This is a genomic window from Microbacterium sp. MMO-35, assembly GCF_037147555.1.
Taxonomy (GTDB): domain Bacteria; phylum Actinomycetota; class Actinomycetes; order Actinomycetales; family Microbacteriaceae; genus Microbacterium.
The window spans coordinates 116,448-128,375 of the sequence record NZ_JBBCVH010000005.1; the positions used below are offsets into that span (position 1 = coordinate 116,448).

The window sequence follows — 11,928 nt, forward strand, 5'->3', positions numbered from 1 at the left end:
GAATCGGCCCGCTCGGCGTCGCCCGCGCGCTCGGCGGCCAGCTGCGTGTACTTCACCATGCGGCCGCGCGCCTGGTCGGCCGGATACTTTTCGCGGGTCGATTCGAGTTTGCGCAGCACGATCTCGTCGAGATCGACGCCGATGCGGTTCGCCAGGTGGATGCAGTACGTGACGACGTCGGCGAGTTCCTCCTCGACGCGCGTCTGGTCGAAGTCGGACCCCCACTGGAAGCACTCCAGCAGCTCGCCGGACTCGATCGAGATGCTCTTGGCGAGGTTCTCCGGCGAGTGGAACTGATCCCAATCGCGCTCCTCGACGAAGGCGCGGAGGGCGGCGAGCGTGGCGGGGGACGGCATGGGGCGAGGCTAACGGATCCTGCCTTCGGTCGAGGAGCGTTCGCGACGAAGTCGGTGCAACGACCGCCTCGCTCGGGGGTTCCACGTCGAGCGGTAACCTCGACCGTCCCATGCCGAGCGGTGACGTCTTGCGCTCACTCAGGCGGGCACGACCTCGACTTCGCAGTGCGCTTGCGCAGCCTTGGCCAGCCGGCGGTCGAGTGTCATCAAGGGGCAGTGGAACGCCACGGCCAGTGCGACATAGGCCGCGTCGTAGGCGGAGAAATTGTGTCGGAGTGCGAGTATCCGCGGAGTCAGCGGCAGAGACGGGTGCAAGTCGATGGGGATGCGGAGGAGATCATCGGCGGCGATGACGAGAGCATGATCCTCGAGGTGCCCCCCGAGGTGCAATCCCCGCAAGGCTGAGGCGACTTCGACGGGCAGGAAGTCGGGTGCGAGGAGCGTCTCACCCAGGATGCGCTCATGCAGTCGAGAGGCGGAACCGTGCTCACCGATCAGTTCGACGACGACCGAGGCATCGACGAGGATCATCGACCGCGACGACCATCCTGAATCGCCTTCAGGATCGCCGCGCGGGGGACGTGCTGGGGTGGCCGCTGCTCCAGCTCGGCAAGCATGTCCGGCAGCGTCGGGCGGGACGCCAGCCGCGTCAGTTCTCCGGTCAGATATTGCTGCAGGGACTGTCCGCGCGCTTCGGCCCGCGCGGACAGCACCGAGTGCACCGCCGGATCGAGGTCGCGGATCAGCACGTTCGGCATGCTTACAGTATGCATGCATGTTTCCCGATCTGACAGTTGAGGATCGCCATGCATGCAGTCTGTACGGGGGCGTGATGGCTGGTGTGTTCCGGGGCTGAATCGGGGGACAACTCGTCGCCGGTGTGGGCGGTGCAGGGCGAAGGTCTCACTGAGACTCTGGAGCGTACTGGTGAGTCAGCTGCTCAATCAAAGCACACAAAGTCCAACTGAGCTCCTTATCACGTGTCGGACTGATCTCCGATTTGTCCCGGATCCCCTCGCGGGCGGATACTCGACCCGTCCCGGGCGTCGATCCCGACCGGGGTCCAACAATGAATCCGACTTCCTCTTTCGTGCCTGCCGCACCCGGCCGCAGCATCGCCGTCGTCGGCGCCGGGCGCCTCGGCGGCGTGCTCGCGCGAGCGCTGCGGGATGTCGGGTTCACGGCGTTCGGGTCGCTGCGCCGGGGCGAGGCGATGCCCGCGGTCGACGTCGCCCTCCTGTGCGTGCCCGACGCGGCGATCCACGACGCGGCGGAGGCCGCGCGCCCGCACGCAGCACTCGTCGGCCACGTCTCCGGCGCGACGGGGCTCGACGACGTCGACTTCAGCGTCCACCCGTTGCAGACCTTCACCGGATCCGAGCCGCCGGCCGTCTTCCGAGGCATCGGCGCGGCGATCGACGGGCGCACGGAGCAGGCGCTCGCGGCAGCGGATGGCATCGCTCGCGCGCTCGGCGCACTCCCGTTCCGGGTCGACGATGCGCACCGCGCCGGGTATCACGCGTCGGCGTCGATCGCCTCGAACCTGCTGCTCGCGGTGCTGGATGCGGCCGAACGGGTGGCCGGATCCGCGGGGATTCCCTCTGCGGAGGCGCGAGCGGCTCTCGCCCCTCTCGTGCGGCAGACGGTCGAGAACTGGGCTGAGCGCGGCGCGGCCGAGGTCCTCACCGGACCGATCGCTCGCGGCGATGAGAAGACGGCAGCGAGGCAGCGGGCGGCCATCGCGGAAGGCGACCCGGAACTGCTCCCGGTCGTCGATGCGCTGATCGCGCAGACCCGGGTGCTCGCCGGACATGCCAGTGACCGCGTTTCGTCTCGCTCCGCTCGCTCAACGACCCCGGGGGATATCCCCTCGACGCCGGCGGGGGACGCTCCCTCGACGACCGCGGGTGCCGCCCGCTCGACGGCCGCGGGCGACGCTCGCCCGACGACCCCGGCGGGGGCGAGCTCGTCGGCCGAGAGGACCCGCGCATGAGGATCATCCGCACGATCGCCGAGGTCCGCGAGGCCGTCCGCGCGGCCAGGCGCCAGGACAGGACCGTCGGCCTCGTTCCCACCATGGGCGCCTTCCACGACGGGCACCTGTCGCTGATGGACGAGGCTCGGAGGAACAACGACCTCGTGGTCGTGTCGCTCTTCGTCAATCCGACGCAGTTCGGTGCGAACGAAGACCTCAGCCGCTACCCGCGTGATGAGGCTCGCGACGCCGCGATGGCCGATGACCACGGTGTCGACATCCTGTTCGCGCCCGAACCGTCCGAGATCTACCCCGACAGCTTCGCCACGACGATCCACATCGCCGGAGTCACCGACGTGCTCGACGGGGCGGTCCGCGGCGCGCATCACTTCGACGGCGTCGCCACCGTCGTCGCCAAGCTGTTCGGCATCGTGGCTCCCGACGTCGCCTACTTCGGGCAGAAGGATGCGCAGCAGGTGCTCGTGGTCCGCCGGCTCGTGCGCGACCTGAACCTCGACGTGCGGATCGAGGCCTGCCCGATCGTGCGGGAGGCCGACGGGCTCGCCATGAGCTCGCGCAACGTCTACCTCGAACCCGCCGCCCGCGCCCAGGCCACCGCGCTCAACCGGTCGCTCGACGCCGCGCAGGCACTCGCGAACGCGGGGGAGCGGGACGCCGGAACGATCATCGCCGCGGCCCACGCCGTCCTCGCCGACGCGGGCATCGCTCCCGAGTACCTCGAGCTCCGCGACGCCGAGACTCTGCAGCCGATCACCCTCCTCGACGGCGACGCGCTGCTCGCCGTCGCCGCCCAGGTGGGGGCGGCTCGGCTCATCGACAACCACACCCTCCGCTCTGCCGACAGGAGAGGCGACGCCTGATGCGACGCACCATGCTGAAGTCGAAGATCCACCGCGCCACGATCACCGGATCCGATCTGCACTACGTCGGATCCATCACGATCGATCCCGACCTGCTCGAGGCGGCCGACATCCTCCCGCACGAGCAGGTGCACGTCGTCGACGTCGACAACGGATCCCGATTCGAGACGTACACGATCGAGGGGGAACGCGGATCCGGAGTGATCCAGGTCAACGGCGCGGCCGCCCGGCTCGTGCACACGGGAGACACCGTCATCGTCATCTCCTACGCCGACTACGCCCCCGAGGACCTCACCGACTACGTCCCGACCGTGGTGCACGTCGACCGGACCAACACGATCATCCAGGTCGACGACGCCGTCGGCACACTGCTCACGGAGGCCCTGGCATGAGCGCGCACGCCGCCCCCACCCGTCGCCTCACGCTCGGCGACCTCACCGCGAAGAAGGCGGTCGGCGAACCGATCGTCATGGTCACCGCCTACGACCATCCCGGTGCGCAGATCGCCGAGGCCGCGGGCGTCGACATGGTGCTCGTCGGCGACTCCGCCGCGATGACGGTGCTCGGCTACGACAGCACGGTGCCCGTCTCGGTCGACGAGATGGTCATGCTCACGAAGGCGGTCCGGCGCGGGCTCACGAAGCCCCTGCTCGTCGCGGATCTGCCGTTCGGGTCGTATGAGACGTCCGATGCGCAGGCGCTCGCCACGGCCCAGCGCTTCGTCAAGGAGACCGGCTGCGACCTGGTCAAGATCGAGCGCGGCGGCACCTCCGTGCAGCGCGCCCGGGCGCTCGTGGAGGCGGGGATCCCCGTCGTCGGCCACGTCGGGCTCACCCCGCAGACCGCCACCTCCCTCGGCGGCTACCGTTCGCAGGGGCGCACCGCCGAGGCCGCCCTCGCCGTGATCGACAGCGCGATCGCCCTGCAGGATGCGGGCTGCTCGCTGCTCGTCGTCGAGGCGGTGCCGAGCGAGGTCACGGAGGCGCTGATGGCGCTGATCCACATCCCGGTGATCGGGATCGGCGCCGGATCCGCCGCCGACGGTCAGGTGCTCGTGTTCCACGACCTGCTCGGCATCTACGACGGCGGCGCGGCGAAGTTCGTCAAGCGGTACGCGGATCTGCGCGTGGCCGCGATCGACGGCGTGACCGCCTATGCCGACGAGGTGCGCGGTCACGTGTATCCCGCTCCCGAGCACACGTACGCCATGCCGGCCGAGGAGGCCGTGCGCCTGCGGGAGCTGCTCGCGGCGCGATAGCACGGGACCGCCGAGGGTGGTGTCCGGCGCGGTGCTTGGACGGAGCCCGGCTTGCGCGTGCGCTTTGCTCGGAGATGTGCCGGTTCTTCGGATCCCTTCCGCGGATCCGTCCGACGTTGGCGTACAACTCCGAAGATGGCGCACGTTAGCGGCGCCGCGGCGGCCCCGCGCCCGGTCAGATCAGGCGGCGCAGCGCCTCTTCCAGGGTCACGCCCTGGGCGTCGGCACGGTCGCGGAGGCGTGCGTGCTCGGAGGCGCTGAGCGTCACCCGCAGCTCAATCGGGGTGGTGTCGGCCGGCAGATCGAGCCCGTCGAGCAGGTCGGAAGCCTCGGCCCACAGGGCGGGCGCCGGGGCGGCGGAGGGCGCGACGACGGGAAGCGGCACCGCGGCTGCGACGAGGGGCTCGTCGAGCACGGCGGGCGCATCACCCGCCGCAGATGCGGCTGCGGTGAACCCCGGGCCGCGGTCGGGATCCTGTTTGCGCTGGTATGCGGTCGCGGCGGCGTTCGCGCGCTGATCGGCGGCCTCGTTCAGCGGATGCCCGGCGTGGCCCTTGACCCAGGTGAACGACACGTCGCGCCCCCGCAGCGCCTCATCGATGCCCTCGAGCAGGTCGCGGTTGAGCACCGGACCGCCGTCGGACTTGCGCCAGCCCTTGCGCTTCCAGCCGGGCATCCACTTGGTGACGGAGTCGATCACGTACCGGCTGTCGCACTCGATCACGAGCTTCTCGCCGGCGACGTCCTCCGTCGCCTGCAGCAGTTCGAGCACGGCGCGCAGCTCGCCCTGGTTGTTCGTGCCGTGCGGGGATCCCCCGGCGGCCCAATTGGCGTCGTCGATGTACCAGGCCCAGCCGTTGGGGCCGGGGTTGCCCAGGGCGGATCCGTCTGCCGCGGCGGTGATCGTCATCCCTCCACCGTAGGGCGTGGGGAAGCGCGGCCCGGGCGTGGCGGCAGGGTCGTGGCGTGGGGCGGCCACCCGCGCATAACTCAGGCTGCGGTCTGAGAGCCGTCCGTTTCGGCTGGCGTCGCGGAGTCGCGGCGAGATCCAGCCTGAATCGTGCGCGGTAGGGTCTGAGGACCTGGTGAAGTTCGGGGGTGGATCCGAATCAGAGTCTTCCCTTCCGATACATAGCGACATATCGTTGACTATCGCTCGGGGTGAGCGGGAATCGAGGAGGTCGTCATGGACAACGCATATGGACCGCGCGGATTCGGCGGGCCGGGGTTCGGTCCCGGAGGAGGGCGAGGCTTCGGCGGACGCCCGGGGATGAACCCGACGGCCGGTCTCTGGGAGGCGATGGAGCACCTGCGCTCCGCCTTCGACCAGCGCCCTCAGGCCCCGCGCATGGCGCGCGGCGACGTGCGCGCCGCCGTGCTCGCGCTGCTCTCCGAGCAGCCCATGCACGGCTACCAGATCATCCAGGAGATCGAGGAGCGCAGCGGCGGCTCCTGGAAGCCGAGTGCCGGATCCGTCTATCCCACGCTGCAGCTGCTCGCGGACGAGGGGCTCATCGAGGCCGCCGAGCAGGGCGGTCGCAAGACGTACTCGCTCACCGAGGCGGGTCGCGCCGTCGCCGACGAGGCCGGCGCCCCTCCGTGGGAGGGCTCCGGCGCTCGCGCGGGCGCGGCGTCGTTCGGCGCGCTGCCCAAGGCGGGGGTCGACCTCGCGGGGGCTGCGGCGCAGGTCGCGCGCACCGGCACTCCGGAGCAGGTGCAGCAGGCGATCGACGTGCTCGACGAAGCGCGTCGCCGTCTGTACGCGATCCTCGCCGACTGATGGCGGACGATTCGGGAGAGCGACGAAGGGCGGGGGCGGCGTCGGCCGTCCCGCTCCCGAGGGTCTCGCCGGACGTGCTTGCGCGATCCCGCCGGCTCGACCGCACCGTCGATCGGCCCCTGTGCCCGGTGCTCGGCACGGCGACGGTGCCGGGGATGCTCGCGCGGTCCCCGCGCGGGAAGATGGGACGGGAGGCGCATCCGCATGGTCGATGATCGGAGCCCGGGAGCCCCGGCGAAGCCCACAGGCGCGGCCGGAGATCAGGCCCCTCCGTTGCGGGCGCGCTACCGGCGGATCCTCGCGTTCGCCGCACGCGTGCTCGTGCAGACCTGGTGGTTCGAGCTCGCTCTGCCGCGGCTCGGCCTGACCGGAGTCGCCGAGAAGAGCCGGGAGCGCCGCATGCGCACCCTCGCGCAGCGCTTCCACGTGCTCGCGGTCGAGCTGGGCGGCCTCATGATCAAGGTCGGCCAGTTCATGTCGTCGCGGCTGGACGTGCTGCCCCCCGAGATCACGGCCGAGCTCGCCGGCCTGCAGGACGAGGTGCCCGCGGTGCCGGTGGATCGGATCCGCGTGCTCGCCGAGGCCGAGCTCGGAGTGCCGCTCGAGCGCGCCTTCGCGTCCTTCGACGAGACGCCCCTCGCCGCCGCCTCGCTCGGCCAGGCGCATCGCGCCCGGTTGTCCGATGAGGACGCGGCGGTGACCGGGTTCGCCGACGTCGTCGTGAAAGTGCAGCGCCCCGGGATCGATCAGGTCGTCGCGACCGATCTCGCCGCCCTCCGCCGGGTCGGCGGGTGGCTGCGCCGCATCCGGTTCGTCGCCGACCGGGTCGATGCGCCCGCCCTCGTCGAGGAGTTCGCGCAGACCAGCCTCGAGGAGATCGACTACCTGCACGAGGCCGCCGCCGCGGAGCGGTTCGCCGAGAACTTCGCGGGGGATCCGCGGGTCGACGCGCCGGCCGTGGCCTGGGAGCGCACCACCCGCCGCGTGCTCACGCTCGCCGACGTCACCGCGATCAAGATCAACGACGTCGACGCCCTGCGCGCGGCGGGCATCGACCCGGCCGACGTGGCGAGGGTGTTCGCCGAGGTCATGTTCGACCAGCTCTTCACGCACGGGTTCGTGCACGCGGATCCGCATCCGGGGAACATCTTCGTGACGCCGCACCGCGCGGGCGGGGTCGGGATACCGGGCGCCGCACCGCCCGTGCCGGGCTCGGCGACCGGCGCCGATGCGGCGCACCCGGCCTGGCGCCTCACGTTCATCGACTTCGGGATGATGGCCGAGGTTCCGGAGGGGATCCGGCACGGGCTGCGCACGCTCTTCATCGCCGCGGCGTCCCGCGACGGGAAGGGCATGGTCGCGGCCGCCCAGGAGATCGGCGTGCTCATGCCGTCCGCCGAGAATCGCGAGCTCGAACGGGCGCTCAGCGCCCTGTTCGCGCGGTTCGGCGGGATGGGCTTCGCCGAGCTCCGCGATGTGGATCCGCGCGAGTTCCAGGGCTTCGCCGAGGAGTTCGGCGACACGATGCGCTCGCTGCCCGTGCAGCTGCCCGAGGGGCTCCTCCTGCTCATCCGGGCGGTGTCGCTCACGTCGGGCATGTGCAGCGGACTGGATCCGCAGTTCAACATCTGGGAGTCGATCGAGCCCTACGCCACCCGGCTGCTGGCCGACGAGAGCGGCAACGTCGTGCGGGACCTGTCTCAGCAGGCCGTGTCGAACGCGGGCATCCTCTGGCGGCTGCCGAAGCGGATCGACGACATCATCACCCGGGTCGACGAGGGATCCGTCACCTTCGACACGTCACGGATCGAGCGCCGACTGGACCGGATCGACGGACTCGTCCGGCGCGGCGTCTCGGCCCTCCTGTTCGCGGCACTGCTCATCGCCGGCGCGCTCGTGCTCACCGCGAACCCGGTGCTGGGCACCGTGCTGATGAGTGTCTCGGCGCTGCCGCTGCTGCACGCGCTGTTCGCGGGGCTGTTCCGGCGCGGACCGCGCTGATCGAGCCTCGGCACGACGAAGGGCGCACGACTGGATCGCGGTCGTGCGCCCTTCGCGCTGTAGCCGCGTCAGTCCTCGCCGACGTGGGTGCGGCGTCGTGCGAGCAGCAGCACGCCGGCGGCGATCACGATCGCACCGGCGATTCCGAGCCCGATCGGCGCCTCGGATCCGGTGGTCGCGAGGGTGCCCGAGACTCCGGATCCGGATCCGCGGGACGCCGAACCGGACCCGGCCGACCCCGATCCGGGAGTCGTGCTGGTTCCGTCGCCGCCGCCCGCGGCCGCCACCGTGAAGGCGGCCGAGGCGACCGGGGTGCCGTTGAACGACACGGTCACCGTGTGCGCCCCGGCGGGCAGAGAGGCCGGCAGCGCGGCCTGCAGCGTGAAGGCGCCGCTGGCATCCGTGCTGCCCGTGCCCAGTGACACCGGCTCGGAGTGCACCTCGACCGCGAAGCCCGAGGCGTCGGCGGCGAGGCCGTTCGCGGTGACCGTGACGGCGCCGCCCGGCCTCAGCGCGCCGGTGATCGCGACGGCGCCCCGCACGGTGGCGGGGTCGGCGACCACGACCGGCGTTCCGGTGGAGGCGGTCGACCCGATCGCGTTGTGCGCGGTGACCGTGAGCGCGTACGAACCGGGGGCGACCCCGTCGAACGAGAACGACGTGGCGCGGGCGTCGACCTCGGCCGACCGGGCGACGCCGAGCGCGACGGTGTAGCCGGTGAGCGCCGAGCCGCCGTCGGCGGGCGCCGACCACGAGACCGCGACGTGGGAGCCGGCGGGCGACGTGCCGCCGACGACGGCGAGCGGAGCGGCGGGAGCGGCGGGAGCTGTGGGGGCGGGCACGTTCCGCAGGCGGTACTCGGTCATGTACGCGAGCTTGCCGGGCTTGGCGTCGGAGTACGGCTTCGCGAGCTTCGCCCACTCGCCCTTGCCCTCGGCCTTGCCGTCGTTCCAGGCGGCGAGCACGCTGAGATCGCCCGCGGTGTAGCCGGACTGCGGGTCGACGACGGTGCCCGCGCCGAGCGCGACCTGCGCCTGGGAGAGCTGCTTGACGAGCGCGAGGGATCCGGCCCAGTCGTCCTGGTTCCAGCCGGCGACGGGGATGTCTGTGCGGGTGCGCAGCCAGGTGCCCCAGTAGAACTCCTGGAACGGCACGGCGCCGTCGGCGGCGTAGCCGATGTCGCGTGCGAAGTAGAGGATGCTGCGGAAGCGGTCGTCCTCGAAATTCGACAGCCCCACGTTCGCAGGCAGCTGGGCGGGTGTGATCGCGTCGCCGTCCACGTCGCGCAGCCAGGCCCACTTGTTCGCCTGCATCGCGGCCCAGAAGTCCGCATCCGACAGGCCGGAGAGGTTGCCGAGCACGCGCAGGCGCACGTGCACGTCGGGACCGCTGTTCTCCTGGAAAGAGGTGAGCGTGTGGTGTCCGTCCGTGAGGTACAGCACGCCCTTCGGGCCGATCACGACGGTCTTCATCGGGGCGATCGTGTCGGCCGTCTCGCTGCCGACCGGGACCGTGCAGGTGAAGGTGGACGGATCCGTCAGCGTCGCGCCCGGCTGGGCGCTCGCGGCGTCCTGCTGGCCGTTGGCCTCGCACCAGTCGGCGAACTTCTTGTTGATCGCGTCCTTCGAGAGTGCGGCGTCGTAGCGGCCGAGCTTGTAGTAGACCTCGTCGTAGCCGAGCGAGGGCTGGGTCGGGTGCACGTCGCCGACGCGCACGTCGAGCAGTTCGCCCACGGGAGCGCACAGGTCGCGGAGGTCGCCGACGGAGCACGAGGCGTCCTTGACGTCGGTGGGCGTCTCCGCGGCGGACGCGGGGACGGCGGCGAGGACGGATCCGCCGAGGGCGAGGAAGGAGGCGAGCGCGACGGCGAGCGTGCGACGCGAGCGGAGCAGGGGCACGAGGGTCTCCGGGGAACGGGGGAAGGGGAGTCCCTCCGAGCCTGGCCAGCCGAGGCGGACGGCTGGTTGCGGCCGGGTGAACAGCGGATGACCGCCGACGCGCACGGCCCGTGCCGGAGCACGATCCCGGTCCGAGCGTGCGAGTCAGTCGGCTCGGCGGACGCGCAGCACGAGCGCGATCAGCGACAGCACGATCACGACGACGCCGTAACCGACGCAGACCGCCCCCAGCCCCACCTCGGCGACGAGCACTCCGGCGACGACCGCCGGCACGCCGAAGGCGAGGTACGCGAGCAGGTACAGCACCGCGAAGGCGTCGGCGCGCTGAGTCGCCGGGATGCGCGGGGCGAGGGATCCGACGACGCCGAAGAACGCGGTGCCGAAGCCCATCCCCGTCACTGCGGCCGCCACCAGATACGCCGGCAGCGAGCCGAGCCCGAGTGCGAGCAGGGAGAGAGCGGTGCCCGCGGCGAGTGCGGCGGCGCCGAAGATCACGATCGTGCGAGCCGAGCGGTGCCGGATCGCGAAGGCGGTGACGGCGCCGACGCCCGCGAGGAGCGCGACGGCCAGCCCCTGCCACAGGTGCGCGCCGCCGCCGAGCTCGCCGCGGACGATGCTCGCTCCGAGCGAGAGGAACAGCCCGCCGGTCGCCCAGCCGGCGATGACCGCGGGCGCGGCCCGCCAGAACTCGGCGCGGATCCCGGCGGGAACCGAGAGGCGGAAGCGCAGCGACGCCCAGGCTCCGGGAAGCAGAGGCGCCGTCTCGGGGGCGATGAGCACGAGCGCGGCGATCACGAGATACACGGCCGCGAGGGGCGTGAACACCTCGGGCAGCGCCTCTGCCGTGGCATCGAGGGCGAGGGCGGCGACGAGAGCGCCCGCGGCGAGGCCGATCCCGGGGCTCAGCGCGTTCCAGAGCGCCGCCGTCCCGGGGCGGGCCGGCGGCGCGAGGTCGAGCACCGTCGCGGAGAGGGAGGCGATGAGCAGGCCGCTCGCGATGCCCTGCAGGATCCGCGCGAGCACGAGCAGCAGCACGGATCCGGCGTTCCCGAACAGCAGCATGCTGCCCGCGAGCAGGACGAGCCCTGTCACGATCACGGGGCGGCGTCCGATGTGGTCGGAGAGCGACCCGGCGGCGAGCAGCGTGAGCAGCAGAGCGGCCGCGTAGACGGCGAACACGACGGTGATCACGATCGCATCGAAACCGAGGTGCTGCGCCAGCACCGGGTAGAAGGGAGAGGGGGCGCTCGCTCCCGCCATCATCAGGATCTGGGCGACGATCGCGAGGACGAACCCGAAGCGCGTGCGCACGGGTCGCCCAGGCAGGGCGGCGGGCTCCGGGATCCGCGGCGTCGCGATCGGCTGGGTGGTCATGGCGGCTCCTCATCTGTTCGAGAATTCTCGAACGATGTGCACGCTACTCGCCTGGCCCGGAATGTTCAAGTATTATCGAACCATGCCAGGGGCCGTCGACCTTCCGCACCCGGAGCGCTCCGAGATCGAGCTCACCGCGGTGCTCTTCGCGCTCAGCGACCCCGAGCGCCTGTCGATCGCCCGCCAGCTCGTCGACGGCCCGCTGGACATGGCGGCGTGCCACGCGACGGATCCGAACCTGCCGAAGTCGACGAAGTCGCACTTCATGAAGGTGCTGCGGGAGGCAGGGGTGCTCCGCAACGAACCCCACGGACGTCGCCGCATCCTGACGCTCCGCCGGGACGACCTCGACGCGAGGTTCCCGGGCCTGCTCGACGCCGTGCTGGGCTCGACCGACGCCTGAGA

12 protein-coding genes and 1 pseudogene are annotated in these 11,928 nt (G+C 71.5%); 7 read left to right on the plus strand and 6 right to left on the minus strand.

Annotation, left to right across the window (positions count from 1 at the left end):
- Nucleotides 1–38 precede the first annotated feature (38 nt).
- The 3 genes and pseudogenes from WFJ01_RS12160 to WFJ01_RS12170 all read right to left on the minus strand — a co-directional run.
- A pseudogene (locus WFJ01_RS12160) lies at nt 39–356 on the minus strand (nucleotide pyrophosphohydrolase); the annotation flags it as partial.
- 138 nt (nt 357–494) lie between these two features.
- On the minus strand, nt 495–887 hold the full coding sequence (locus tag WFJ01_RS12165) for a type II toxin-antitoxin system VapC family toxin (RefSeq protein ID WP_336629160.1): 393 nt from the start codon (nt 885–887) through the stop codon (nt 495–497).
- On the minus strand, nt 884–1,114 hold the full coding sequence (locus WFJ01_RS12170; RefSeq protein WP_292888174.1) for a FitA-like ribbon-helix-helix domain-containing protein: 231 nt from the start codon (nt 1,112–1,114) through the stop codon (nt 884–886). The genes WFJ01_RS12165 and WFJ01_RS12170 overlap by 4 nt, the downstream gene beginning before the upstream one ends.
- Before the next feature lie 332 nt (nt 1,115–1,446).
- On the opposite strand from WFJ01_RS12170, the gene WFJ01_RS12175 reads away from it, so the two are divergent.
- From WFJ01_RS12175 to panB, 4 genes are read left to right on the plus strand one after another with little or no spacing between them, the layout of a single operon-like run.
- Nucleotides 1,447–2,349 (plus strand): DUF2520 domain-containing protein, encoded by a 903-nt coding sequence (locus WFJ01_RS12175; RefSeq protein WP_336629161.1) that lies wholly within the window; start codon nt 1,447–1,449, stop codon nt 2,347–2,349.
- Nucleotides 2,346–3,212 (plus strand): pantoate--beta-alanine ligase, encoded by an 867-nt coding sequence (gene panC / locus WFJ01_RS12180; protein ID WP_336629162.1) that lies wholly within the window; start codon nt 2,346–2,348, stop codon nt 3,210–3,212. Before WFJ01_RS12175 ends, panC begins: the two co-directional genes overlap by 4 nt.
- A complete protein-coding gene (gene panD, locus WFJ01_RS12185) occupies nt 3,212–3,604 on the plus strand; it encodes an aspartate 1-decarboxylase (protein ID WP_292888165.1) in 393 nt (130 codons plus the stop codon). Before panC ends, panD begins: the two co-directional genes overlap by 1 nt.
- Nucleotides 3,601–4,470, plus strand: coding sequence for a 3-methyl-2-oxobutanoate hydroxymethyltransferase (gene panB, locus WFJ01_RS12190; protein WP_336629163.1), 870 nt, complete (start codon nt 3,601–3,603; stop codon nt 4,468–4,470). Before panD ends, panB begins: the two co-directional genes overlap by 4 nt.
- 175 nt (nt 4,471–4,645) lie before the next feature.
- On the opposite strand, the gene WFJ01_RS12195 is transcribed toward panB, so the two are convergent.
- The gene (locus WFJ01_RS12195) at nt 4,646–5,380 is read right to left on the minus strand and encodes a ribonuclease H family protein (RefSeq protein ID WP_336629164.1); all 735 of its coding nucleotides are present in this window, start codon (nt 5,378–5,380) and stop codon (nt 4,646–4,648) included.
- A gap of 276 nt (nt 5,381–5,656) precedes the next feature.
- Here WFJ01_RS12195 and WFJ01_RS12200 point away from each other — a divergent pair, with 276 nt between their 5' ends.
- A complete protein-coding gene (locus WFJ01_RS12200) occupies nt 5,657–6,250 on the plus strand; it encodes a PadR family transcriptional regulator (RefSeq protein ID WP_251448124.1) in 594 nt (197 codons plus the stop codon).
- Between the two features lie 204 nt (nt 6,251–6,454).
- Nucleotides 6,455–8,251: an ABC1 kinase family protein gene (locus tag WFJ01_RS12205; RefSeq protein WP_336629165.1), complete on the plus strand. Its 1,797-nt coding sequence runs from the start codon at nt 6,455–6,457 to the stop codon at nt 8,249–8,251.
- 68 nt (nt 8,252–8,319) lie between these two features.
- Here WFJ01_RS12205 and WFJ01_RS12210 read toward each other — a convergent pair whose 3' ends face one another.
- Entirely contained in the window at nt 8,320–10,149 is a 1,830-nt protein-coding gene (locus WFJ01_RS12210) for a ParB-like protein (RefSeq protein ID WP_336629166.1), read from the minus strand.
- 144 nt (nt 10,150–10,293) lie between these two features.
- Nucleotides 10,294–11,523, minus strand: a complete 1,230-nt coding sequence (locus tag WFJ01_RS12215) for an MFS transporter (RefSeq protein WP_336629167.1) — start codon at nt 11,521–11,523, stop codon at nt 10,294–10,296.
- 82 nt (nt 11,524–11,605) lie between these two features.
- Here WFJ01_RS12215 and WFJ01_RS12220 point away from each other — a divergent pair, with 82 nt between their 5' ends.
- Nucleotides 11,606–11,926, plus strand: coding sequence for an ArsR/SmtB family transcription factor (locus WFJ01_RS12220; protein WP_251448136.1), 321 nt, complete (start codon nt 11,606–11,608; stop codon nt 11,924–11,926).
- Nucleotides 11,927–11,928 lie beyond the last annotated feature (2 nt).

Coding starts and splice junctions, on each gene's coding strand:
- WFJ01_RS12165 (WP_336629160.1), bottom strand. CDS start 887: ATGATCCTCGTCGATGCCTCGGTCGTCGTCGAACTGATCGGTGAGCAC.
- WFJ01_RS12170 (WP_292888174.1), bottom strand. CDS start 1,114: ATGCCGAACGTGCTGATCCGCGACCTCGATCCGGCGGTGCACTCGGTG.
- panC (WP_336629162.1), top strand. CDS start 2,346: ATGAGGATCATCCGCACGATCGCCGAGGTCCGCGAGGCCGTCCGCGCG.
- panD (WP_292888165.1), top strand. CDS start 3,212: ATGCGACGCACCATGCTGAAGTCGAAGATCCACCGCGCCACGATCACC.
- panB (WP_336629163.1), top strand. CDS start 3,601: ATGAGCGCGCACGCCGCCCCCACCCGTCGCCTCACGCTCGGCGACCTC.
- WFJ01_RS12195 (WP_336629164.1), bottom strand. CDS start 5,380: ATGACGATCACCGCCGCGGCAGACGGATCCGCCCTGGGCAACCCCGGC.
- WFJ01_RS12200 (WP_251448124.1), top strand. CDS start 5,657: ATGGACAACGCATATGGACCGCGCGGATTCGGCGGGCCGGGGTTCGGT.
- WFJ01_RS12205 (WP_336629165.1), top strand. CDS start 6,455: ATGGTCGATGATCGGAGCCCGGGAGCCCCGGCGAAGCCCACAGGCGCG.
- WFJ01_RS12215 (WP_336629167.1), bottom strand. CDS start 11,523: ATGACCACCCAGCCGATCGCGACGCCGCGGATCCCGGAGCCCGCCGCC.
- WFJ01_RS12220 (WP_251448136.1), top strand. CDS start 11,606: ATGCCAGGGGCCGTCGACCTTCCGCACCCGGAGCGCTCCGAGATCGAG.